The sequence below is a fragment of the Nocardia sp. NPDC051570 genome (assembly GCF_044454005.1).
GTDB lineage: Bacteria > Actinomycetota > Actinomycetes > Mycobacteriales > Mycobacteriaceae > Nocardia.
Window position 1 is genome coordinate 53,849 of the sequence record NZ_JBITDI010000027.1, and the last position, 21,796, is coordinate 75,644.

Below are 21,796 nucleotides of genomic sequence, written 5' to 3' on the forward strand. Positions count from 1 at the left end.
ACCTCGAAGAAGTAAGCAATCGGAGGATGGACGTTCCTCGATCCACGACGCTCGCCTTACTGTTGCGGATCGGTCAGGGTGCGCTCGATCTCGTCCGCCCGTGGATCGCCCACACTACGGAAATAGTCGAGTGCGGCCCGGAACAGGGTTTCGGCCTTATCATGGTGCCCCGCAAGGAGGTGTGCGTCGCCGAGTATGCGCTGTGTCGTCACGAGATGGCCGCGGGCATTCTCGCTCGCGAATTCGCGGACGGCGTCAGTGAGGACGGCGATGGCCTCGGTGTTCCGGCGAGCATATCGTCTTCTCCTACTTCGCCGCATTCGGAGCAGCCGATCTGGACGCCATCCTTTCGTACCATGCCGATGAGGCGGCTTATCTGCCTGCCGGATTGCCGACGGTGCCGGGTAAGGAGGCGAACGCTGATGTCTATCGGCAGACGCTGGCGAGTATCCGCATCCTGCCGGGCGCACGGTCGACTGCCGAGGACGTGATCGGCATCGGTGGGTTCGCGTGGGTGCGGACCGACAGCCATGCCGATGTGGTCGATCTGTCGACCGGTGAACAGTCGGCACAGCGTATTCGTGAAATCGTCTTGTTGCGCAACTCTTCTCAGAGCTGGAAGATTTGGCGATACATGTTCAACACTGTCGATGGCAACGAGAACCGACCTACGCCTTTGCGCGATGGTGCCCCGGCTTGGGAGTGTGCTGGCGGTGGAGTGGCTGCCTACGTCGATATCGCGTGCACGGCGGCGTAGCCGAGGAGTGCGGCGCCCAGTCCGGCGATGACGCTGACGAGAACGTTCATGGCGGCGTAGAAATGGGCGCGTTGTTCGAGTAGTCGCAGTGTCTCGTAGCTGAAGGTGCTGTAGGTGGTGAGCGCGCCGCAGAATCCGGTGCCGAGCAGGGTGAGTGCGGGTGTGGTGGCTGCGGCGCCGGTGAGGCCGCCGAGGATGAGGCAGCCTACGAGGTTGACGGTGAAGGTGCCCCAGGGGAACAGGCTGTCGTGGCGGGTTTGGATGGCCCGGTCGGTGAGGTAGCGGGCAGGGGCGCCGAGTGCGGCGCCGAGGAAGACGAGCGCGACTGTCATGACGGTGTTTTCGCGCGGTAGTGGATGATCTCGACTTCGTCGATCAAAACTGTGCCTTCGCCGATGACTTCGTCCAGGTGAGGGAGGAAAGCGCGGATGTTGTCGTCGGTGTCGACGATGACGATGAGGACGGGGAGGTTTTCGGCCATGTCGAGCAGTCGGGTGGTGTGGACGACGGAATGACTGCCGTAGCCTTCGCAGCCACGCAGCGCGGTGGCGCCCGCGAGGCCGGCTTCGCGGGCCCGGCGCACGATTTCGTGGTAGGCGGGTTTGTGGTGCCAGGTGTCGCCTTCGCCGATGAAGATCTGCAGGCGGGTGGCGTAGCCGGTGAGTTTCATCGCTGGTCTCCTCGAACGGTGCGGCGCAGGAACGTGATTCGGGCCAGGGTTACACCGGTGAGGACGGTGAGCATGGCGCACACCAGAGTTCCGGACAGGTAGGCGAAAGCGATTGTGGCGGTGCCTGGTTGGAGAAGGCCGCGGATTTCGAGGGTGTAGGTGGAGAACGTGGTGAAGCCGCCGAGGAAGCCGACACCGAGGAACGGGCGCACCAGCCGATGGGCGGACCAGATCTCGGTGATGAGCACCATGAGGATGCCGATGGCGAAGCAGTCGGACACGTTGGTGACGAAGGTTCCCCAGGGGAACTGTCCGGGCCGGGTCGGCAGTAGCTGGGTGATGCCGTACCGGGCCAGCGCGCCGAGTCCGCCACCGAGGGAGATCACCGCCAGCACGGCGCCGTGCTGGCGGATCAGTTCACGGCGTTGGCCGGGGATATGGAGGTCGACATCGGGATCGATCGCTTCGGCGATGTGCACTTCGGACAAAACAGACTCCTACTCGATCGGCACAGGTGCAGGTCAAGTAGGGACTGTTGGCGATCGAGCGATCACGGTTTTCCGGGAACCCGGGTGGCGAGCCCCACCGCCACATCACTTCACAGTAGCGGGGTCCGAGCGTAGATCATTTCCGGTGTGCGGATTCTCACGAGCATGTCAGCGGCGTCGGGTGCGGTATTGGATGGTCTCGACGTCGTCGAGCATGATCAGCCCGGACAGCTCGAGCTCTTCGAGTTGGGGGAGGAATCCGCGAATGCGGTCCTCGGTGTCGGCGATGACGATGACCATGGGCAGGTCCTGGCTGAGTCGGAGCAGGTGCGTGGTGTGGATGCGGGAGCTGGCGCCGTATCCCTCGACGCCGCGTAGCACGGTGGCGCCGGTGAGTCCGGCTTTGTGTGCGCGGTGGACTATCTCGCTGTAGACGGGCCGGTGATGCCAGATGTCGTTCTCGCCGACGAAGATCGACAGTCGTATTTGCCTGCCGGACGTTTTCACCGGGCCGCCCTTCCTGGTGTCGCTGGCTTCGTGCATGCCGCGATAGACCAGGACCCATCAGCCCGGTGCGGGCGGTTCGGAGGTTCCAGGCGGGATCCATCGCCACTTCCAGTAGATCGCTGCCCGGTTGGAAGGTCAAGCATCGGCGGTTGGTCCGTTGTGTCGGCTTGCGCGCGGAGTGTGTCTGTGATCACATAGGTAATCGTGTAGGCGATGGAGCTCGCCTCAACCGCACGAGCCCGGGTCCTGACTCCCGGCAGGCCGAATCGCTGGCTTGTGCTGATGGCTCCTACCGACCCCCGATGCCCGTGCGCGGGCCCGGCCGGTAGAGGAGCATTTATGGGTGAGATCGCCGAGCCTGTCGAACACTGCTGTACCGCAAGCGCATTGGGATCGCGCTGATGATGCTTCCCATTCCGCTGGTGCAGACATTGCAGTCGCTCACGGTCCTGGTGGCCGCACCGGGGGTGTCGGGTGTGATCGCCCGGGTGGAGGCGCGACTGCAGGGTCGGCGCGGGCCGCGGGTGCTGCAGCCGTATTACGACCTGGGCAAGTTCTTTCGTAAGGAGGCGCTGGCACCATACGGCGCGTCGTGGGTGTTTCTCGTCGCTCCGCTGCTGGCGGTGGCGTGCTATCTGACTGTGCCGCTGTTGATTCCGGTTTTGACGACCTATCCGTTGCCGCTGGGCTATATGGGCGACATCCTCGGGGGCGGGTTCATCTTGGCGCTGGCGAGCTTCGTGATCGCGGTGGCGGCGGCGGAGACCGGGTCGCCGTATGCGCAGATGGGTGCGAGTCGGGCCAAGACGTTCGCGGCGATCACCGAGCCGGTGGTGCTGTTCGTGGTGTTCACCGTGGCGCTGGTGACCGGTACGGATCTGCCGTACGCCCTGGGGGAGACGGTGCGGTCGTCGGCCGAGCAGATCGTGCGCCCGGCTCATTTGCTCGGTGCGGCAGCGCTTTTCATGGTGATCCTGTACGAGACCGGTCGTATTCCGGTCGAGACGCACACGGGCACCAATGAATTCGGGATGATCGAGGAGGCGCGTGGATTCGAGCATTCCGGCCCGTATTTCGCGATGCTGCGGTGGGGTTCGGCGATGAAGCAGATGGTCCTGTTCGTCATCCTGCTCAACGTCTTCATCGCACCCTGGGGGATGGCGTCGACCGCGCGCGCCGGGCAGGTCGGGATCGCGATCGTCGCGCTGCTGGTCAAGTGTGTGCTGCTCGGTGTGGTGATCGCGGTGATCGACGACTCGTTCGCCAAGTTGCGGCTGTTCAAGATCACCGAGTTCGTCGCGGCCGCGTTCCTGTTGGCCGTGCTGGCGGTGCTCACCCTCTACTTCGGAGGAGGCTAGATGCTGATATCGGATCTGCTTGCGGCGGGCGGGGATTCGGCCGCGGTCGCGCCGCCGTCGATCTATGCCGGGATCGCCAACGGTTTGGCGGTGCTGATCCTGCTCACCGAATTCGCGATGCTGCGCACTGCCCTGCTGCGCGGCCAGGTGCGCATGTACGCGCTGCAGTCGCTGCTGGTGTCGGTGCTGGCGGTCGTGGTCGCGGTCGACCGGCACGTGCCGGAACTGTATGTGCTGGCGGCATTGTCGCTGGCGTTGAAGGTGCTCGCGGTGCCGTGGCTGGTGCTGCGGATGCTGCGGAACGCCGATACCGAGATCGCGGGCAGCGGCTCACTCGGGGTGGCCAGCGAGGTGCTGCTGGCGGTGATCGTCGCGGCGTTCGGATTCTTCGCCACCGGCCGCTTCCACATCACCAGCCCCGCCCTGCCGACCACGGCGCTCGGACTGGCGATCGCGGTGGTGCTGGTGGCGTTCGTCCTGATGATCGTGCGCCGCGATGTGGTGTCCCAGGCCATCGGATTCTTCTCCCTGGAGAACGGTGTCTCACTGGCCAGTCTCGTGGTCGCGGCCGGGATGCCCCTGATCCTCGAGGTGGCGTTCCTGTTCGACCTGCTGGTCGCGGTAGTCGTGTTCGGGGTGCTGATGCAACTGCATCACCGCCGCGCGGAATCGCTGTCCACCCGGTCACTGACCAGATTGCGGGGCTGAGGATGCCGACCGTTCTGATACTGCTCGTCACGGTGCCGCTGATTCCGGCGCTGGCCGCTACGTCCGGTCGCGGCCGCCTCACTGCGGCAGCGACGGCAGTCTGCGGCATCGTGGTTCTCGCACTGGCGGTTTCGCTCGTGCCCGCGGTCTCCGGCGCCGCGGTGCGGATCGGATTCTTGCGGGCCGATGCCGTGTCGGTGGTGTTCCTGCTGGCGACCAGCTTCCTGTATGCCGCGGCCGGGATCTACTCGATCGGATACCTGCGCGGGGAACGGCATCGCGACGATTACGCCCGTTACGCGCGACGGTTCCACGTGGGTCTGAACCTGTTCGCGTGGTCGATGGTGTGCGCTCCGCTGATGGACGGGCTGGCACTGTTGTGGATCGCGATCGAGATCACCACCGTCGTGTCCGCGCTGTTGGTCGCGCTCGACGACACGAACGCCGCGGCCGAGGCCGCCTGGAAATACGTGCTACTGGCTTCCGCCGGCCTCGGCATCGGACTGCTGGCCACGATCTTCATGTACTACGCCGGTGCCGAAGCGCTCGGCTCGTCCTACGATCTGGCCTTCGCCCCACTGCTCACCGCTGGAAAGAGCCTGCCACACACCGCGGTTCAGCTCGCGTTCCTGCTGGCGGTGCTCGGATACGGCACCAAGGTCGGGCTGTTTCCCGTGCACACTTGGTTGCCCGACGCGCACTCCGAAGCGCCCACACCGATCTCGGCGATGCTGTCCGGATCGCTGCTGGCGGTGAGCTTCTACGCCGTGCTGCGCTACTACCAGATCGCCGTCGCCGCCCTCGGCGCCACCTTTCCCCGGACGGTGCTGCTGGTGTTCGGGATCGCGTCGCTGCTGCTGGCCGCGGTGTATCTGCTCGATCAGCGCAATCTCAAACGGCTGCTGGCGTATTCGAGTGTCGAGCACATGGGGATCATGGCCATCGGCATCGGGTTCGGCGCACCCCTGGCGGTGGCCGGAGTGCTGCTCCATGTGGTGGTCCACGCGGCCGCCAAAGGCAACGCATTCTTCGGCGCCGGAGTGCTCGTCCACAAATACGGCACCAAAGACATCGCCGGGATCCGCTCGGCACTGTCGACCCTGCCCTGGACCGGACCGCTGTTCCTGACCGCCGTCCTCGCGTTGTCGGCGATGCCACCATTCGGGTTGTTCCGCAGCGAATTTCAGATCGTGGCCGGCGGTGTGGGCTCCGCGCGGACCGCCGTGGCCGCCGTCCTGGTGGTCCTGGTGACAGTCGCGTTCCTGGGGTTGTCCATGGCGACCACTCGAATGCTGTTCGTGGGTGGCGCCGACACCCCGGTCCGTGGTGAGCCGAGCGGCTGGATGGTGGCGCCGATGCTGGCCGGGCTGGTCGTGCTGGTGATGCTCGGCGTGCATCCACCCGGCGATTTCACCGACCTGATCACCAGAGGCGTGGCCGAGGTAGGAGGCGCTGTATGAGCGAACCTATTGTCGCCGAGGATATGTGGGCCGAACTACTGACCGGCTGGAATCGTGGTGCACGGTTCGCCGGCCTGGTCGGTGACGGTGACATTGCCAGTGGGCTGACCCTGCACGGTCTGCTGGCCCGGGAGTCCACGGTCGACGCGATCGACGTGCAACTGCCCGCCGGCACCTCCGGCTACCCCGCACTGACCATCGACGTGCCCGCCGCGTTCTGGTACGAGCGCGCCCTGCACGACCTGTACGGCATTGTGCCGCAGGGACATCCACGGCTGGACCCGCTCGTGCTACCCCACCGCGACCGCGGTGCCAACGTCGCGGAGCTACCCAGCCCCGGCGCGTCCGGCCATCCCGAACATGTGGATCCGGACGAGCGCGCCCTGCCCAGCCACGTGATGGGGCGCGGACTGTTCAGCATCCCGCACGGGCCTGTCCGCTCCGGAGTGTTCGAATCGGTCGAATACGTCGTGGAGACACCAGGCGAAGACATCCCGCACGTGAACGTGCGCCCGCACTTCAAACACCGCGGCCTCGAGGTGCGATTCGAGGACATGACCACCGAGCGGGCGGTGCTGCTGGCCGAACGGGTCGAGGGCATCGCCTCGGTCGCGCATGCGCTGGCGTTCTGTCATGCCGTCGAAGACCTCGCCGGAGCCCAGATACCGGTCCCCGCGCAGCTGGTGCGGGTGCTGCACGCCGAACTCGAACGCATCGCCAACCACCTCGACGTGGCCACGCGCCTGTGCGACGCAGCCGGTCTGGCGGTCGCCACCGCGCGTTTCGGCCTGCACAAGGAGAACACCCTGCGTCTCGTCTCCGGCTTGTGCGGCAACCGGTTCGGCCGCGCGGTCGTGGCCCCGGGCGGAATCAACGCCCTCCCCGGGCTGTCCGCGGACACGCTGAACGCGCGGCTGGAGATGTTGCGACGCAAGGTCTTCGGTGATGTCGACGCGCTCATGCAGACCGCGTCGTTCCTGGACCGGTTACGGGGCACCGGGCCGCTCGAGCCCGACTTCGCTCGTGCCCACGGGCTGCTCGGCCCGATCGGCCGCGCCAGCGGGCAAGTCGACGATGCCCGATGGCAACGCCCCTACGACGGATATCCGAAACTGACCCGCCGCGCCGCGTCGCGGCACGACGGCGGAGACGCGATGGCCCGGCTCCGGGTGCGGTGGGACGAGGTCGGTGAATCCTTCGAATTACTCAGCCAGACAGTCGATCTGCTCGACAGCGGTTCCGCAGACGAACTGCGGGTCGCCGTGGAACCGATGGCCGGACAGGCCGTGGGGTGGGCCGAAGCCCCGCAGGGCGAGGTGCTGTATCTGATCCGCCTCGATGACAGCGGCCGCCTGGCCCGGTGCGCACCCCGGTCGGCGTCGTTTCACAACCTGTCGGTATTCGGCCACACCTTCCAGGGCGACATCCTCACCGACTTCCCGTTCATCGAGGCCAGTTTCGGGCTGTCGATCGCCGGGGTGGTGATGTAGATGCCGTGGATACTGCGCGCACTGCGCGACGGAATCGTCACCACCCGATACCCGAAACACCGCGACGACTACGCCGACCAGGGGGTGCGTTCGGTGGCTCGGCCCTTACCGGACACACAGTGGGACAACGGCTTCGATGCCCTGTGCCCGACCTCGGCCATCGATCGCGGTGATGGCCAGGTGCGGCTGGATCAGGGCCGCTGCATCGGCTGCGGCGCCTGTGTGCGGGCCAGGCCGGACGTCTTCGACTGGGAAACCGGCTCGGAAACCATGCGGCTCGGTCGTGAGTCGCTGATCGTGCCGTCGCTTGCCGAAACCGACACTGGTCTGCGCGAGTTGCGGGCGCGGCTGGCCGACCGCACCCGGGCGTTGCGCCGCTCGGTGCACATCCGCCACGTCGACGCCGGCTCCGACGGCGCCGACGAATGGGAAGTCCAGGCACTGCTGAACCCGATCTACGACGTCCACCGGCTCGGGATCTTCTTCACCGCCAGCCCCCGCCACGCCGACATCCTGCTCGTCACCGGCGCGGGCGCGGCCGGTATGGCCCTGCCACTGGCGCGCACCCTCAACGCCATGCCCCGGCCGGTCGTCGTCATCGCCGCCGGTACCGACGCGATCAGCGGCGGCCTGACCTCACCGTCGTATGCCACCAACGGCGGTGTCGGCCAACTACTACCCGTCGATGTCTGGGTGCCCGGTTCGCCACCGACACCGTTCGCGCTGCTGCACGCCATCCTGCGCGGCACCGGGCGACTCCGGGACCCGGGGGAGGTGAACCGGTGATGGTTGTCCTGGTGTGGGTCGCATTGGGTCTACTGGCCGCCGCGCTGGCAACGGACCTGATCGTCGGGGTCGCGAGCGGGTGGCGCCGGACGCTGCCCTACCTGCTGGGCGCGGCGGCATCGCTGCTGTGGGTGATCGTCGGCGCGGTGGCGCTGACCGGACGGACGGTGCGGTCGAGCCTGGACGCCTTCCTCGGCTTCGGCTCCGCCGACCTGGCGGTGGACCGACTGTCGGGACTGTTCCTGGTGATCGCGTTCACCGTCGCGGTACCCGCGTCACTGGCGTGCGCTGCCTGGGCCGCCCGATCCGAACAGGTGCACGGTCGTGGACTCGGCACGGCCTACGCACTAACCCTCGGTGCACTCGCGGTGATCTTCACCGCCGATCACATCTTCGTATTCCTGTTCGCGTGGGAGTCACTGACCGTCGCGTTCTACCTGCTCACCGCGGTGGACAAGACGCGAGTCGGCACCGGGACGGCCGCGGTGATCACCGCCACGATGGGCCGCAGCAGCGGCGCCGCCCTGCTGATCGGGTTCCTCCTACTCGCTGCGCGATCGGGCAGCTTCACCTTCGCCTCGTTCCAGCAGCTCCCTCAAACAGGTTGGCGCGACGCGGCTTTCGCGTTACTCGTCGCCGGGTTCGCCGTGAAGATCGGTTTGATCCCGGTGCACATCTGGATGCCGCGGGGCTACCGCGCCGCGTCGGGACCCTTGCGGGCGATCATGGCCGGAGTCGCGGTCAACGCCGGATTCTATGGACTGTGGCGCACTCTGGACCTGCTGCATCGCCCACCCCCCTGGCTGGCCGTGGTGATCCTGCTGCTGGCCGGGGCCACCGCGCTACTGGGAATCGCCCACGCCACCGTGCAAATCGACCTCGTGGAAGTCGTGGCCTACTCCAGCGTCGAAAACAGCGGCCTCATCACCGTCGGCTACGCGGTCGCTCTCATCGGCGCCCTCACCGGCCTGGGCCCGCTGACCGCCGTCGGCCTGCTCGCGGCCACCCTGCAGATGATCGCCCACGCCCTCGCCAAAACCCTGCTGTTCGTCACCACCGCAGGCATCGAAACCGCAACCGGCACAACCGAACTCGACGATCTCCGCGGCGTCGGCCATCGGCTCCCCTGGTACGGAACCGGACTCGCCATCGGATCACTCACCCTGGCGGGCCTGCCGCTGACGGTCGGATTCGTCTCCGAATGGTTCCTGCTCGAATCGCTGATGCAGCAATTCCGGCTCTCCCCACTGCAATACACGCTGCCCCTGGCCATCGCCGGAGCACTCGTCGCCCTCACCACGGGATTCGCCGCGGTCGCATTCGTGCGCATCGTCGGCCTCACCGTCCTCGGCCCCCGCAGCCGCGCCGACACCGAAATCACCCGCGACCGCTCACCGCTGGCACGCCTGGCCGTGCTCACCCTCGCCGCCGGGTGCCTGGTCGTCGCCGTGCTGAGCCCGCTCGAAATCCGCGTGATCGCGGCAGGACTGACACCCCTGGTCGGCGCCGGCACCGTCGATGCCGCGCTCGCGCAACCCTGGGTCCTCGGCCCGGTCTACCCCGACTTCTCGGTGTTGTCACCGTCCTGGCTGGCGATCATGTTGCCGCTGCTGCTCGCCGGCGTGGCCGCAGGATGCTTCGCGCTGGCCGGGACCCGCATGCTCGCGATCCGCCGGGTCCCCGCCTGGCGCTCGGCCTCCGGCGGCGTCGAGGGCGAAAACCAGTACAAGCCTTCCGCTTTCACCAACCCCACCCGCAAGGTCCTCGCCAACGTCCTGCTCACCCGCGCCGAATTGCGTACCATAGAACGCAGCACCGGCGGCATGGACGACGACCCCCGCCGCGACGCCGGTGCCGCTCACCTCGGCTACACCAGCGACGTCCTCGAGGCCGTCGAAACATTCCTCTATCGTCCCCTGCTCCGACCGCTCACCGCACTCGTCCGGACAGCGAAGCGTCTGCAGAACGGTCGTCTGGACGCCTACGTCGCCTACATGCTCATCGCGTTGATCGCAGGCCTCGCCGTCATGCTCATCCTGGTCTGATGTCGTCACAGTGCAGGGCGCGCTGCCCATTCCGGATCGACGGCTGGTCTCCGGGCCTGGAGCCCGATATGCGCTCAACCGGCCTGGTGACATGTCGGTCAGCGAGGGGCATTGTCGATGTGGGCAAGTATTGCCGGAGGAATATCAGGCAGCGTGAGAACCTGTTCGACCAGTGTGGTGTCGACAGCGGCGCCGGGCATGCCGTAGTGGGCAGAGGTGGTGACGTCTTGGGCGTACACGGTGCCGCCGCAGTGGGCGATGGCGCGGATTCCGGCTTGGCCGTCGGTGCCCTTGCCGGTGAGCACGACGGCGAGAGCGCGGGGACCGCAGGTCACCGCAAGGGTGGCCAGGAGCAGGTCGACCGACGGTCGTGCCGGGGGCAGGGTGCCGGACTCGATGAGCCCCAAGCGTGCCTGCGAGGTGACAAGCAGATGCCGGGCGGGCGGCGCGATCAACACGGTACCGGGGACGAGTAGGTCATTGTTCCGGGCTTCGCGTACGGGCAGGGCTGTGCGCTGATCGAGGATGGCCGCCAGTCGGCTCGGGTGGTCCGGGCTCACGTGCTGTGCCACCAGGACTGCCGCGGCCAGGTCGGCGGGCAGGGGTGCCAGCACTGCGGTGAGGGCTTCGAGCCCGCCTGCGGAGGCCACCAGTGCGACCACGGGGAACTCCAACGGGTAGCAGTCTCCGGCGGGCATCCACCGATCATCGTCCCTGCGGTCGGCGAGTCGCCTTGCGCATTCGAAGGCCGCTGCCGACCGCTGCGGACCTCGGCGCTCTCCACCTGATTCACACCTCCGCAAACGGGTAGCTCGGCAACGCAACGACCAACCCCTCGGCCGAGGAGAACCTGATGCCCCCCAAGCGCCAGCAGAGCCAGTCGGAATCGAAGACCGCTGCCGGGCAGACCGACGATCAGCAGCCGGGCGGCCGTCCCAGCGCCCAGGAGGGCAGCTACCTCACCACCGCGCAGGGTCTGCGGCTTCCCGACACCGATCATTCACTCAAGGCCGGCTCGCGCGGTCCGACGTTGATGGACGACTTCCATATGCGCGAGAAGGTCACTCATTTCGACCATGAGCGCATCCCGGAACGGGTCGTGCACGCGCGCGGCGCTGCCGCACACGGGCGATTCGAGGCCTACGGCAACGCGGCCGAGGTGACGAAGGCCGGCTTCCTCCAGGAGGGCCGCACGACCCCTGTGTTCGTGCGTTTCTCGACCGTGCTGGGCTCGCGAGGTTCGGCCGATACGGTGCGCGACGTCCGTGGCTTCGCGACGAAGTTCTACACCGCCGAAGGCAACTTCGATCTCGTCGGCAACAACATGCCGGTGTTCTTCATTCAGGACGGCATCAAGTTCCCCGACGTCATCCATGCGGGAAAACCGCATCCGGATCGCGAGATTCCCCAAGCCCAGACCGCCCACGATACGTTCTGGGACTTCGTTTCCCTGCACACCGAGGCCACCCATCACGTGATGTGGGCGATGTCGGATCGCGGTATTCCCCGGTCCTTCCGAACCATGGAGGGATTCGGCGTGCACACCTTCCGGCTGGTCGACGACTCCGGTGCGACGACCTTGGCGAAGTTCCACTGGAAGCCGGTGGCCGGGGTGCATTCGCTGGTGTGGGAAGAGGCCCAGCTGGCGGCGGGCATGGACCCGGATTTCCACCGCCGGGATATGGCCGATGCCATCGCCGCGGGAACGCCACTCGAGTTCGAACTCGGTCTGCAACTGCTGCCCGACACCGAAGACCAGACCTTCGCGGGCATCGACCTACTGGACCCGACCAAGTTGGTCCCTGAGGAGTTGGCCGAGGTTCGACTCGTCGGCAAACTCACCCTCGACCGCAATCCGACCAACTACTTCGCGGAGACAGAGCAGGTCGCCTTCCATACCGGCAATCTGGTGCCCGGTATAGAAGTGACCGACGACCCGCTGATGCAAGCCCGCCTGTTCTCCTATCTGGACACGCAGTTGACCCGGCTGGGCGGCCCGAATTTCACCCAGCTGCCGATCAATTGCCCGCACGCCGCCGTCAACGACAATCTGCGAGATGGCATGCATCAGAACGCTATTCACCAGGGACGCGCACCCTATCTGCCGAACAGCCTCGAAGAGGGCGGGCCGCAGCCCGCCGCAGCCGCGGAGGGCGGCTACGTCCACACCCCGCGCGAGGTACGCGGACCGAAAGTGCGAGAAGCTCCCATGTCTTTCGACGACCACTTCAGCCAGGCCGCGATGTTCTGGGCCAGCATGTCCGACATCGAACGGGTGCACATCATCGAGGCTTTCGCCTTCGAGCTGGGCAAGTGTTTCGAACAGGCGATCCGGGAACGCATGCTCGGTGTGCTCGCTCGAGTCGATACGGAGCTGTGCGCCGCGGTGGCCGCCGGCCTCGGCCTGACGGCACCGTCGGGCACTCCCCCCACCGAGGTGTCGCCATCGCCTGCCCTATCGCAGATCCCGGCAGCGTCCGGGCCGATCACCGGGCGGGTTATCGGCGTAATCGCTTCCCAGTCGGCTGATCTCGCCGGAATCGCTGAGCTGCGGACGGCGATCGAGGCAGAGGGAGCCGTGCTGCGGGTCATCGCCTCGTCCGGTGGCGTGCTGAAGAAGGGGCGCACGAAGGAAATCGTCGAGCGAACCCTGCTGACGACTCGATCCATCGAGTTCGACGCCGTCGTCGTCGCTGATGGCGCCGATGTCACCGACGTCAAGTTGAGCATCCTGCTGCACGAGATGTTCCGGCACTGCAAAGTGCTCGGTGCTTGGGGCGACGGCGAGGACGTGTTGCGCACGGCCGGAATCGATATCGAGGCTGCGGGAGTGCTCTGCGCTGATGGAGTGACCAAGACCTACCTTACCGAGTTGTCGGAGGCGATCGGCCGTCACCGAGTGTGGGAACGGACTGAGACGATCATGGCCCAGTAGGACCGGGGCGCCGAGCGTGCCGACGAATCCTGGCGACCGGATCGAGCATCGGCCCGAGGATCAGGACCGGTGGGCGGTGGGTTCAGCTTTCCCGGCCAGGGCCCAATGCCCAGACGGGCAGCTCGGCGCGGTCAGCCTCCGCTACTTCAACGTCGCTGGCGCACACCGCAACCCGACCGATGATCGGCGAACGCCGGGTACCGGGCTGTTTCCGAACTCGATGTCGGGGTATGGCGTCCTGGGGTTCTCAGCGAGGAGTTCGGATGCGGCAGGCTCTGACGGTGGGTGTCGAGGAAGAGTTTCTCCTGGCCGATGCCGCCGGGTACCTGCTACCACGCTTCGACGCCCTCCATGCATGGTTGACCGAGAACACCGATCCCGCCGAGTCCGGCCGGTTCAAGCCCGAGCTGCAACCGGTCCAGATCGAAGCGGTCAGCGAGGTGCACACGTGCATGACGACATTGGCATCCGATCTGTGCCACGGCAGAGATATGTTGTCCGAGGCCGGGGACGCCTGTGCGCTCTCGGTCCTGCCGATCGGTACGGCCCCGATGCCCAGCCGGTCCGCGGCGGCACCCAGTGCGCTCGCACGGTACGCGAAGATCCACGATCGGTACCGGGAGATGATCCGGGACTACACCGCGTGTGGTGCTCATGTGCATGTGGGTGTCGGGGACTCGGATCTTGCTGTGGCAGTGGTGAATCATCTGCGACCGTGGCTGCCGACGTTGATCGCGGTCGGGGCGAATTCGCCGTTCCACCATGGGCGCGACACCGGCTACAGTTCGTGGCGCATCGTCGAGCAGGCGCGGCTTCCGGGATCGGGCCTACCGCCCTACGCGCTGTCGGCCGACGACTACGACAACCGGATCGCCGCCCTCGTCGAATGCGGCACACTCGTGGATGAGCACATGTCGTTCTGGCTCGCCCGGCCTTCGGAGGTGTACCCCACCGTAGAGGTGCGCGCGGCGGACACCGCTGCGACGGTGGACGACGCGGTCCTGCAGGCGGTCCTCACCCGTGGTCTCGTCCAGACCGCCCTACGCCAACTGGCTGCCGGAATCGAAGGCCCGCGAATCGACGAGCAGGTGGGGGCCGCGGCGGTGTGGTCGGCGGCCCGACACGGCCTGAGCGGTCCCGCCGTCGATCCGATCGCCGAGGTCCGGGTGTCCGCGTTACACCGGCTGGGCGAGCTCATCGCCTGGATCGCCGACGAACTCGACGACGCGGGCGATACCGCTGTGGCGAGGCGGCTCCTGATCGCGCTGGAACAGCACGGCACCGGTGCCGCTCGACAACGCCGCGCCGTACAGCGGGGGACACATCATCTCGTCGACGCGTTTCGCCTGCGGAGCCAGCGATCAACCGACAGCGGCGCCGCGTGCGCCGCACCGACAGCGGACCCACTACGCAACGGAGCACGGTCGTGAACGACGAAGCCGAAGAGCTGGGAACGCAGGATGATTCAACGTCGGCGCGACAGGACCGACGGGTTCGTATCGTCGCGGGCGGCCCGATCATGGTGGAAGGGCCGGTCCAGGTGGAATTACCGGACGGGACCGTGGCTTCCTCGGATCGCGTTGTCGTCGCACTGTGCGGCTGCCGGCGCAGCAGCATCTATCCTTTCTGCGATACCAGCCATCGGCGCCGGTGCCGGCGAAACCGGCAATGACTGGGTGCCGACCGACCGCGGGGAGTCAGGTCCCGATCGTGGTCGGTGGCGCGACCGTCAGCAGCGAGCTCTCCCCGCGACACCACGACGTCATCATCCGTTGTGCCAGTTGATTTTCCAGCCAGCTCGACGCCTCGATGCCGAACACCACATCCTCGGCGAGCGCGGGCTCGGCAGCCAGCATCTCGCCGACCACGTTGTGGCGCAATATCTGTTCGTGCACGGCATCGGCTTCGATGTGCTCGGCATAGAAACGCACGCAATCGGTGGGCGCACCGAGCCTTTCGAGTGCCTGTACGGTTCGGCGCGCAGCAGGAGCGGTCGTGATCTCCGAGGCGGCGAACAGGCCGACCAGCGCGCCCCGCAAGCGTCGATGTAGTCCGCACAGCGACATGAAGTTCACTGCCGCAAGGCTTTCCGCGGGCACTTGGTCGAGATAGCCGAGATAGGTGTCGTCGAGCTCGGCGGCCCTCAGCAGATTCGCGAACAGGGTCGAATGCATTCGCTCGGGCCGGCCACTGCCGTATTCGTCGAACTCGACCGCCACCAGCGCCGCCTTCGCGGCGCCGCGCAGGCGCGGGATCACCCAGGCGTGCGGATCGGCTTCCTTCAGATGGTAGATCGACCGGATCGCGAAGAATTCCCGCAGCTGCGACCACGTCGCGTCGTCCCGCAGGTAGTGGCTGAGGCCGGGTTCATCGATGAATTCCACACTGACCGCGTCCATCGCGGCGTCGGCGTCGCAATCGCCGGTCGTCTGCCCGCGCAGGGTGCATTCGAATGCCCATTCCAGTTCGCCACGGTGCCGGAGCAACGCCGGGTCCCATTCCCAGTCGGGATCCGCGCCACCGACACCGCGGTAGTGCAATTCGTAGCAGAGGTGCAAACCCAACTGGACGTCGTCGCCGAGCGGGTCGGCCGACCCCAACTCCTCGGTGAATGTCGTTGTGCCCGGCCGAAATTCGGTAAGCGCTCTGATGATCTCCGCCGAGATCCGACCACGGGGGCGCGCGATCCTCGTCGATGGTGTGGTGCTGCCCCGTTCGTGCGGGCGGACAACGTGGGCAGTACACATAGTCGATTTCCTTCGTGTCGGCCAGAGAGTCGGGCATCGTGGCGAACCGTCGAGCAACAACCACGGGCCACTGCGCGGCATTGGCGCTACTACCCGGCAGTACGGCCCCGAAACACGCCGCACCGTCCAGTTTCGAACCACCGGTGCCCGGGTAGCCGGTCGAGAGCATCCTGCCGAGGACACTGACCTGCGCAACGGCCTCGGCACCACGATCGAAGACAGGCGGCCGGCGATTACCGAGCAGACAACGACGGGTGCGTCCGACGCATCGGATGCATCCCGGAGCAAGCGGATGGTCGCCGCCGCGGAGAGCGGTCACGACGGGGCCATCGCACAACCCCACAGCGCCGATGAGGGCGGACCGATCATCGCCGCGGAAGCGGCCGCGGCGGCGGCACGGACCGCGGAGAACCCGCTGGGCAGGCCGGGACGTCGATTCGACCGGCGTTCCCCGTTCATGATCGGCATGGCAGGCGCGGCCGGAGTCGCGGTGACCTACGGTGCGATCCAGACGGTACTCGCCGCCGGCGAGGTCCTCGTCCTCATCACCATCGCCCTGTTCCTGGCCATCGGTCTGGAACCGGCCGTGTCATGGCTGGTCCGGCCCTGGTTTCCGCGCTGGGCCGCGGTCACCGCCGTATTCGTGGTGGCGATCGGCCTGCTCGCGGGCTTCTTCGCCGCCGCGATCCCACCCCTGATCACCCAGGGCACTGCCCTGGCCCACGACGCCCCCGGCTACCTCCATCACCTCGCCCAGCGGTATCCGGTCATCGGCACGATGGACACCAGATTTCATCTCCAGGACCGCCTCCGACACGGGCTCGGTACCGATCCCTCCACCCTGGCCGGGGGAGTCCTCGGCGCAGGCAAGCTCGTCTTCAGCATCATCAGCGGAACAGTGATCGTCGCCGTGCTGACCGGTTACTTCATGGCCAACTTCGCGCAGCTCCGAGCCGCCACCTACCGGTTGTTCCCCCGCTCCCGCCGACCGCGCGCGATCCTGATCGGCGACGAGATCTTCGTCAAAGTAGGCGGCTACATCCTGGGAAACCTGCTCATCTCGGCGATCACCGCGGCGCTGACCTTCGTGTGGCTGTTGATCTTCGACGTGCCCTACGCGTTGCTGCTTGCCGTGCTGGTCGCTGCCTTGGACTTGATCCCCGTGGTGGGTTCCACCGTCGCGGGAATCATCGTCGCGCTCGTCGCCCTCACCGTGTCGCTGCCGGTAACCATCGCCACCATCGTCTTCTTCGTCGTTCTGCGTCTGGTCGAGGACTACGTGCTCGTCCCCCGGATCATCGGCCGGGCGGTTCAGGTTCCGGCCATCGTGACCGTCGTATCCGTCCTTCTCGGAGCGGCGCTGCTCGGCATTGTCGGCGCCCTGCTCGCCATCCCGGTCGCCGCGGCGCTACTGCTCATAATCCGCGAGACGATGCTCCCATCACTCGATGCGCGATGACATCTTGTTGAACAGGAGCCTGTTACCCTGGATGGTGGACACGGTTCAGCGAGACGCCGTGCACTCCAGGTGATATTCCTGTCCTTGACCCCGGCAGTCGAATCGCATCAACGCGACGACAGAGGGTGTCAAGTGCACACCGAATTCCAGTCCGTCGACAGCACGGGTAACCCCGTACAGAGCTCCCATCAGTGCGAACAACGCGACATCAACGGTGAACCGCTGACACAGTCGCAGAGGTCGGCGATGAGTGCCGTCGCGGAACTCCACCGCATCCACGCCGGTACGTCGCCGCCACCCGTGCCCGCAGCACGCGGGCATCGCGGCAGCGACAGCTACGACCACATCGAACCGTTGTTCGCCGAGCTGGCACGATACGATGCCACCGATCCGCGCCGAACTGCCTTGCGGGAGCAGGTGATCCGGCGATGTCTACCGCTGGCCGAGCATATCGCCCGCAGGTTCACCGGCCGCGGTGAGACCTTCGACGATCTGCTGCAGATCGCCCGACTCGGACTCCTGCACGCAGTAGACCGCTTCGACCCCGCACACGGCGCACCCTTTGTGGCCTTCGCGGTACCGACCGTCATGGGCGAGGTCCGCCGCCACTTCCGCGACCACACCTGGGCGGTGCGAGTTCCCCGACGTATCAAGGAAATCCAGCAGATGCTCGGCCCGACCACCGAGGCACTGACACAACGGCTGCGCCGCGCACCCAAAGCCAGAGAGATCGCCGAAGAACTCGGTGTCGACCTGGTCGAGGTCACCCAGGCGCTGATCGCCAACAACGGCTACCACACCACTGCGATCGATGCCGTGACCGACACCGAAAACGACACCGCACCACAATCATTACTCGATCTCCTCGGCGCCGAGGAACCCGAATACCGCATTGTGGAGAACTACCTCGCGGTGAAACCGTTGCTCGCCGCACTGCCCGAACGAGAACGCCGCGTACTGATCTCGACCTTCTTCGAATCCCGCACCCAAGCCCAGATCGCCCAACGGATCGGTGTTTCACAGATGCAGGTCTCACGCATTCTGTCCAACACCCTCAAAACATTGCGCGAGCAAGCATTACGCGACTGAACGACCAGTGGCCAGTTGCCTGCGACGCTGAAGGCAACGGCTGAAGCCTCCGTCCCATCTCGATGTACGGGGCGGCCCTCGAAACTGTCCCGCGTGCGGTGACCGGCTCAGATCTTGTCCTCGGCGCGTCCCGTACCCGACACGTGAGCCGGCCCGACCTGATCGGTGTCGCGTTGAGTCTCAGGCGATTCCGATGCCGGCTGCTCATCGGCCGGCGAGGCGGTGGCCCCACCCGGCGTCGCACCCGGTCGCGGCGCTTTGTAGTCGGAATCGGCCACCGGACCCGCCGCGCCACCGGTCCTGGCGCCGGCGCCGGGACGCTCGGCCGCGACGTCCGCACTTTCCTTACGCCCCTCGTAGGGCGGTACCGCGGGTTTCGTGTCCTGCGGAGGAAGGGTTCCGGCACTGGCGTAGTTTGCGGAGTCACCCGGCTCCCCGTGGGACGGAACCGATTTGTCATCGATGGCGCCGACCGGGCGGTCGGCCGGTCCACCACCCGGCGTACCCGATCCGGTATCGCGCGATCCCATCGCGCCACGTTCGGACTGCGGCTCCGCCGACAATTCCTGACCTGGGTTGCTCATAACGTTCTCCCTGTTGGACGTGCATGTGGCCATGACACGGCGCGGCTACCCGCGCATATGGCCCCGAAACAACGCAGCGGAGAAAGGGGGCGCCGGATGAGAGCGCCTCCGAATGTTATTGCACTGGTTGTTATTTGGTTCGACACGGGGTGTCAAGGCAGCTTCCGCCGCGCCTCACTTTAAGGCGTAGACCTACAGTGTTGACATTAGGGCGGGGGTGACGTCTACTGGGAATACCAACAGATCCGAGGGATCACCATGATCGTCATGATCGGACTCGTCATCCTCATGGCCGCCGTCATCGTCGGCGTCATCGGCGTCTTCGCCAACTCGGGCAACGCCCACGCCCTGACCGACCATTTCGCGGTGTTCGGTTACCACGTCACCGGTTCTACCGGGGTGCTGTTCCTCTACGGCATCGTGGTCGGGGGTGTCGGAATCGCAGGACTGGGCATGCTGCTCGCCGGTGCCCGCCGCACTGCCCGCCGCGGACGCGCCGCCCGCCGTGAACTCGAGTTCACTCGCCGAGACACCCCTGCCTACGACACCCACACCGGCACTGCTGATGTCGCAGCCGAGGCACCCGGCACCGCAGTCCGGCAGACAACCGGTCACCCACCTATACCGCGTGGGCACCGGTTGGGACAGCTGTTCGGCCGCACCTCGGCCGGTCTCCTTCCGGCCGACGCCCTACCAGGCGATCAACGTCGATAGCCCCGCCCCAACGGCGATCCACCTTTTTGCCGCGTGACATCTCACGTATCACCGAAATCAGGTATCTGCTCATGATCATTCTCGGAATCGTCCTTCTCGTCGCCGGATTCCTGCTCGGCATCCCGCTGCTCATCACCGCCGGAGTCATCGTCCTGGTCATCGGTGCGGTGCTGATGATCGCGGGAATGACCGGACATGCGATCGGTGGCCGACGCCACTACTACTGACCGGTTCCGGCGCGGCCGCTCGACAGCGACCGCCCCGCAATCCAGCCGAGCTCCCGTCCTCCATACCAAATGCATAACCCGACGAGTGTCCCGCCGGGGACGACTCTCCGGACACATTCAGTCGATGAGTCTGCGCTCCATGCGCCTCACTGCCAGCCACCAGCAGGTCAGGTCGAACACGGCGATAGTGCCGAGGTGGAAGAGGTCGACCGGGCCGTCGAAGCCGAACACCGCGTGCCGGACGAGCTGGACGCAGTGATAGAGCGGGTTTACATTGGCGACCATCTGCGCCCACTTCGGTAGCGCGGAAATCGGGAAGTACGTGCCGGCGGTGAGGAACAGCGGAGTCACGACAATGCTGATGATGTAGTTGAAGTTCTCGATCAACCGGAAAACCGCTGCCACGAGTATGCCGAACAACGCCCACCCGAATCCCGTGACGAAGCCGATGAACGGCACTGTCAGCATGCCCCAGCTCGGATGCAGGCCGAAGGCCATCGAGACCACCAGCGGCATGCAGCTGTATGTCCCCGCACGGGCGGCGATCCACAGCGCCTCTGCGGTCACCAGCTCCTCGGTATCCACTGGCGCGGCGAGAATCGCGTCGTAGGTTCGTTGGAACTCACCCTTGATGAACGTCTCGTACATCCCCGGAAACACCGACGAGAACAGGACCGCGGTAGCCACTGTGCCGGTGCCGACGAACTGGACGTAGTCGAGTCCGTCGGCGCGCGGGACCAGCGCCCCGAAGCCCAACCCGAACGCGAGCAGATAGATCGTCGGCTCGACGGTCGAGGAAAACGTTGTCGATCGCCAATAGCGCGTGAAATTCACCACCTCGCGCGCAAGCACACCAATCAGCGCCGCACGCTCGAGCCGACGACGATTGGACGCATGCACGGCCATCAGACCACCTCCTCGCCGGTCAGCAGCACGAAGACGTCTTCGAGGTTTGCCGGGCGCCGCACTCCCTCGGGCGCGCGTCCGTCGAGGGTCTCGGCCTGCAGGAACGTCATTGACGTGCCGGTGCGCCGCGTCCTCCAACCGTTGGACAGCGCCTCGTTCTCGAGCTCGCGCAGCCTCGGAGGTGGCCCGTAGACCTCGAGTGCCTCGCGTCCCGCGTGCTCCGCAACCAGTTCGGCGGGCGGGCCGGAGGCAACAGCCCGCCCGGCCGAGATCACCGTCACCGTGTCCGCCAGCCGCTGCGCCTCTTCGATGTAGTGCGTCGACATGAGGATCGACGTGCCCTCGCTGCGTAGTAGGTCCAGCAACGCCCACAGCTCCTGGCGGACCTGGGGGTCGAGACCGACCGTGGGCTCGTCGAGTAGCAGCAGCCGCGGTCGGTGTACGAGCGCACGGGCGATCAACAGCCGCCGCCGCATGCCGCCCGACAGCTCGTCGACCTTTGCGGTGCGCCGCTGCGTAAGCTTCGCGATGTCGAGAGCACGGTCGATCGCATCTGATCGTTCGCGGCGCGGGATGCGATAGAGGCGCGTGAATACCATGAGGTTCTGCTCGACCGTGAGCCTCGTGTCGAGGTTGTCGACCTGTGGCACGACGCCCATGTCCGCGCGGGCGCGCTTGGAATCACCCGGCAGCGGGTGGCCAAGGACCTCGAGCTCCCCTGCGTCGGCGATCGACTGCGCGGTCAGCAGCCGCATCGTGGTCGTCTTACCGGCACCGTTGGGGCCGAGCAGGCCGACGCATGTGCCGAGCGGCACGTCCAGGTCGAGTCCGTTCACCGCGGCGACCGGCCCGTAGCGTTTGACAAC

Annotated in this window: 23 protein-coding genes and 2 riboswitches; of the genes, 14 read left to right on the forward strand and 9 right to left on the reverse strand. The window is 66.3% G+C overall.

Going from position 1 to position 21,796, the window contains the following annotated elements:
* Positions 1-295: 295 nt before the first annotated feature.
* Complete coding sequence (locus ACIA76_RS39945; RefSeq protein WP_397160192.1) at positions 296-757, forward strand: YybH family protein; 462 nt, start codon at positions 296-298, stop codon at positions 755-757.
* Here the strand turns inward: ACIA76_RS39945 and crcB (ACIA76_RS39950) are convergent.
* The 4 genes from crcB (ACIA76_RS39950) to ACIA76_RS39965 form a co-directional block, all read right to left on the reverse strand.
* On the reverse strand, positions 727-1,089 hold the full coding sequence (crcB, locus tag ACIA76_RS39950) for a fluoride efflux transporter CrcB (protein WP_397160141.1): 363 nt from the start codon (positions 1,087-1,089) through the stop codon (positions 727-729). The two genes, ACIA76_RS39945 and crcB (ACIA76_RS39950), sit on opposite strands and share 31 nt — an antisense overlap.
* Positions 1,086-1,427 (reverse strand): DUF190 domain-containing protein, encoded by a 342-nt coding sequence (locus ACIA76_RS39955; RefSeq protein WP_397160142.1) that lies wholly within the window; start codon positions 1,425-1,427, stop codon positions 1,086-1,088. Before ACIA76_RS39955 ends, crcB (ACIA76_RS39950) begins: the two co-directional genes overlap by 4 nt.
* Complete coding sequence (gene crcB / locus ACIA76_RS39960) at positions 1,424-1,906, reverse strand: fluoride efflux transporter CrcB (RefSeq protein ID WP_397160193.1); 483 nt, start codon at positions 1,904-1,906, stop codon at positions 1,424-1,426. The genes ACIA76_RS39955 and crcB (ACIA76_RS39960) overlap by 4 nt, the downstream gene beginning before the upstream one ends.
* 177 nt (positions 1,907-2,083) lie before the next feature.
* Complete coding sequence (locus ACIA76_RS39965) at positions 2,084-2,458, reverse strand: DUF190 domain-containing protein (RefSeq protein ID WP_397160144.1); 375 nt, start codon at positions 2,456-2,458, stop codon at positions 2,084-2,086.
* A gap of 5 nt (positions 2,459-2,463) precedes the next feature.
* Positions 2,464-2,535: riboswitch (Fluoride riboswitch) on the reverse strand.
* Positions 2,536-2,622: 87 nt separating this feature from the next.
* Positions 2,623-2,721, forward strand: a riboswitch (Fluoride riboswitch).
* Between the two features lie 102 nt (positions 2,722-2,823).
* Here ACIA76_RS39965 and ACIA76_RS39970 point away from each other — a divergent pair.
* Genes ACIA76_RS39970 through ACIA76_RS39995 form a run of 6 tightly spaced genes read left to right on the forward strand, consistent with a single transcriptional unit; the run spans position 2,824 to position 10,269 of the window.
* Positions 2,824-3,780, forward strand: a complete 957-nt coding sequence (locus tag ACIA76_RS39970) for a respiratory chain complex I subunit 1 family protein (protein ID WP_397160146.1) — start codon at positions 2,824-2,826, stop codon at positions 3,778-3,780.
* Positions 3,781-4,488 (forward strand): hydrogenase, encoded by a 708-nt coding sequence (locus ACIA76_RS39975; RefSeq protein WP_397160148.1) that lies wholly within the window; start codon positions 3,781-3,783, stop codon positions 4,486-4,488. It abuts the gene before it with no gap.
* A 2-nt stretch (positions 4,489-4,490) separates the two neighbouring features.
* The gene (locus ACIA76_RS39980) at positions 4,491-5,948 is read left to right on the forward strand and encodes a proton-conducting transporter membrane subunit (RefSeq protein ID WP_397160150.1); all 1,458 of its coding nucleotides are present in this window, start codon (positions 4,491-4,493) and stop codon (positions 5,946-5,948) included.
* Entirely contained in the window at positions 5,945-7,438 is a 1,494-nt protein-coding gene (locus ACIA76_RS39985; protein ID WP_397160152.1) for an NADH-quinone oxidoreductase subunit C, read from the forward strand. Before ACIA76_RS39980 ends, ACIA76_RS39985 begins: the two co-directional genes overlap by 4 nt.
* Entirely contained in the window at positions 7,439-8,224 is a 786-nt protein-coding gene (locus tag ACIA76_RS39990) for a ferredoxin (RefSeq protein WP_397160154.1), read from the forward strand.
* Positions 8,224-10,269, forward strand: a complete 2,046-nt coding sequence (locus ACIA76_RS39995; RefSeq protein ID WP_397160194.1) for a proton-conducting transporter membrane subunit — start codon at positions 8,224-8,226, stop codon at positions 10,267-10,269. The genes ACIA76_RS39990 and ACIA76_RS39995 overlap by 1 nt, the downstream gene beginning before the upstream one ends.
* A 98-nt stretch (positions 10,270-10,367) precedes the next feature.
* On the opposite strand, the gene ACIA76_RS40000 is transcribed toward ACIA76_RS39995, so the two are convergent.
* A complete protein-coding gene (locus ACIA76_RS40000; protein ID WP_397160156.1) occupies positions 10,368-10,967 on the reverse strand; it encodes a chemotaxis protein CheB in 600 nt (199 codons plus the stop codon).
* A gap of 155 nt (positions 10,968-11,122) precedes the next feature.
* Between ACIA76_RS40000 and ACIA76_RS40005 the strand changes: the two genes are divergently transcribed.
* From ACIA76_RS40005 to ACIA76_RS40015, 3 genes are all read left to right on the forward strand, one after another.
* Positions 11,123-13,204: a catalase gene (locus ACIA76_RS40005; protein WP_397160158.1), complete on the forward strand. Its 2,082-nt coding sequence runs from the start codon at positions 11,123-11,125 to the stop codon at positions 13,202-13,204.
* 263 nt (positions 13,205-13,467) lie between these two features.
* Positions 13,468-14,634 carry a YbdK family carboxylate-amine ligase gene (locus ACIA76_RS40010; RefSeq protein WP_397160160.1) on the forward strand — a complete coding sequence of 389 codons (1,167 nt, stop codon included), beginning with the start codon at positions 13,468-13,470 and terminating at the stop codon, positions 14,632-14,634.
* Positions 14,631-14,876 carry a CDGSH iron-sulfur domain-containing protein gene (locus ACIA76_RS40015; protein WP_397160162.1) on the forward strand — a complete coding sequence of 82 codons (246 nt, stop codon included), beginning with the start codon at positions 14,631-14,633 and terminating at the stop codon, positions 14,874-14,876. Before ACIA76_RS40010 ends, ACIA76_RS40015 begins: the two co-directional genes overlap by 4 nt.
* A 25-nt stretch (positions 14,877-14,901) precedes the next feature.
* On the opposite strand, the gene ACIA76_RS40020 is transcribed toward ACIA76_RS40015, so the two are convergent.
* Positions 14,902-15,951 (reverse strand): iron-containing redox enzyme family protein, encoded by a 1,050-nt coding sequence (locus ACIA76_RS40020; protein WP_397160164.1) that lies wholly within the window; start codon positions 15,949-15,951, stop codon positions 14,902-14,904.
* A 292-nt stretch (positions 15,952-16,243) separates the two neighbouring features.
* Between ACIA76_RS40020 and ACIA76_RS40025 the strand changes: the two genes are divergently transcribed.
* Complete coding sequence (locus ACIA76_RS40025) at positions 16,244-17,410, forward strand: AI-2E family transporter (protein WP_397160166.1); 1,167 nt, start codon at positions 16,244-16,246, stop codon at positions 17,408-17,410.
* A gap of 246 nt (positions 17,411-17,656) precedes the next feature.
* A complete protein-coding gene (locus ACIA76_RS40030) occupies positions 17,657-18,499 on the forward strand; it encodes an RNA polymerase sigma factor SigF (RefSeq protein ID WP_397160168.1) in 843 nt (280 codons plus the stop codon).
* A 107-nt stretch (positions 18,500-18,606) separates the two neighbouring features.
* Here ACIA76_RS40030 and ACIA76_RS40035 read toward each other — a convergent pair whose 3' ends face one another.
* Entirely contained in the window at positions 18,607-19,083 is a 477-nt protein-coding gene (locus ACIA76_RS40035) for a hypothetical protein (RefSeq protein ID WP_397160170.1), read from the reverse strand.
* Between the two features lie 258 nt (positions 19,084-19,341).
* Between ACIA76_RS40035 and ACIA76_RS40040 the strand changes: the two genes are divergently transcribed.
* Together ACIA76_RS40040 and ACIA76_RS40045 are read left to right on the forward strand one after the other, a co-directional pair.
* Entirely contained in the window at positions 19,342-19,797 is a 456-nt protein-coding gene (locus ACIA76_RS40040) for a hypothetical protein (RefSeq protein ID WP_397160172.1), read from the forward strand.
* 71 nt (positions 19,798-19,868) lie between these two features.
* Positions 19,869-20,024 (forward strand): DUF6131 family protein, encoded by a 156-nt coding sequence (locus ACIA76_RS40045; RefSeq protein WP_397160174.1) that lies wholly within the window; start codon positions 19,869-19,871, stop codon positions 20,022-20,024.
* A gap of 117 nt (positions 20,025-20,141) precedes the next feature.
* On the opposite strand, the gene ACIA76_RS40050 is transcribed toward ACIA76_RS40045, so the two are convergent.
* Together ACIA76_RS40050 and ACIA76_RS40055 are read right to left on the reverse strand one after the other, a co-directional pair.
* Positions 20,142-20,930 carry an ABC transporter permease gene (locus tag ACIA76_RS40050; RefSeq protein WP_397160176.1) on the reverse strand — a complete coding sequence of 263 codons (789 nt, stop codon included), beginning with the start codon at positions 20,928-20,930 and terminating at the stop codon, positions 20,142-20,144.
* Entirely contained in the window at positions 20,930-21,766 is an 837-nt protein-coding gene (locus ACIA76_RS40055) for an ABC transporter ATP-binding protein (RefSeq protein ID WP_397160178.1), read from the reverse strand. Before ACIA76_RS40055 ends, ACIA76_RS40050 begins: the two co-directional genes overlap by 1 nt.
* Positions 21,767-21,796 lie beyond the last annotated feature (30 nt).

What these genes read in the sequence shown, in the direction of transcription:
- ACIA76_RS40020 (WP_397160164.1), bottom strand. Translation starts at nt 15,951, where the DNA reads ATGTGTACTGCCCACGTTGTCCGCCCGCACGAACGGGGCAGCACCACA.
- ACIA76_RS40030 (WP_397160168.1), top strand. Translation starts at nt 17,657, where the DNA reads ATGAGTGCCGTCGCGGAACTCCACCGCATCCACGCCGGTACGTCGCCG.
- ACIA76_RS39990 (WP_397160154.1), top strand. Translation starts at nt 7,439, where the DNA reads ATGCCGTGGATACTGCGCGCACTGCGCGACGGAATCGTCACCACCCGA.
- ACIA76_RS40050 (WP_397160176.1), bottom strand. Translation starts at nt 20,930, where the DNA reads ATGGCCGTGCATGCGTCCAATCGTCGTCGGCTCGAGCGTGCGGCGCTG.
- ACIA76_RS39980 (WP_397160150.1), top strand. Translation starts at nt 4,491, where the DNA reads ATGCCGACCGTTCTGATACTGCTCGTCACGGTGCCGCTGATTCCGGCG.
- ACIA76_RS39955 (WP_397160142.1), bottom strand. Translation starts at nt 1,427, where the DNA reads ATGAAACTCACCGGCTACGCCACCCGCCTGCAGATCTTCATCGGCGAA.
- ACIA76_RS39985 (WP_397160152.1), top strand. Translation starts at nt 5,945, where the DNA reads ATGAGCGAACCTATTGTCGCCGAGGATATGTGGGCCGAACTACTGACC.
- ACIA76_RS40040 (WP_397160172.1), top strand. Translation starts at nt 19,342, where the DNA reads ATGATCGTCATGATCGGACTCGTCATCCTCATGGCCGCCGTCATCGTC.
- ACIA76_RS40045 (WP_397160174.1), top strand. Translation starts at nt 19,869, where the DNA reads ATGATCATTCTCGGAATCGTCCTTCTCGTCGCCGGATTCCTGCTCGGC.
- ACIA76_RS40025 (WP_397160166.1), top strand. Translation starts at nt 16,244, where the DNA reads ATGGTCGCCGCCGCGGAGAGCGGTCACGACGGGGCCATCGCACAACCC.
- ACIA76_RS40005 (WP_397160158.1), top strand. Translation starts at nt 11,123, where the DNA reads ATGCCCCCCAAGCGCCAGCAGAGCCAGTCGGAATCGAAGACCGCTGCC.
- ACIA76_RS40010 (WP_397160160.1), top strand. Translation starts at nt 13,468, where the DNA reads ATGCGGCAGGCTCTGACGGTGGGTGTCGAGGAAGAGTTTCTCCTGGCC.
- ACIA76_RS40035 (WP_397160170.1), bottom strand. Translation starts at nt 19,083, where the DNA reads ATGAGCAACCCAGGTCAGGAATTGTCGGCGGAGCCGCAGTCCGAACGT.
- ACIA76_RS39995 (WP_397160194.1), top strand. Translation starts at nt 8,224, where the DNA reads ATGGTTGTCCTGGTGTGGGTCGCATTGGGTCTACTGGCCGCCGCGCTG.
- ACIA76_RS39975 (WP_397160148.1), top strand. Translation starts at nt 3,781, where the DNA reads ATGCTGATATCGGATCTGCTTGCGGCGGGCGGGGATTCGGCCGCGGTC.
- ACIA76_RS39970 (WP_397160146.1), top strand. Translation starts at nt 2,824, where the DNA reads ATGATGCTTCCCATTCCGCTGGTGCAGACATTGCAGTCGCTCACGGTC.
- ACIA76_RS40000 (WP_397160156.1), bottom strand. Translation starts at nt 10,967, where the DNA reads ATGCCCGCCGGAGACTGCTACCCGTTGGAGTTCCCCGTGGTCGCACTG.
- ACIA76_RS39965 (WP_397160144.1), bottom strand. Translation starts at nt 2,458, where the DNA reads ATGCACGAAGCCAGCGACACCAGGAAGGGCGGCCCGGTGAAAACGTCC.
- crcB (WP_397160141.1), bottom strand. Translation starts at nt 1,089, where the DNA reads ATGACAGTCGCGCTCGTCTTCCTCGGCGCCGCACTCGGCGCCCCTGCC.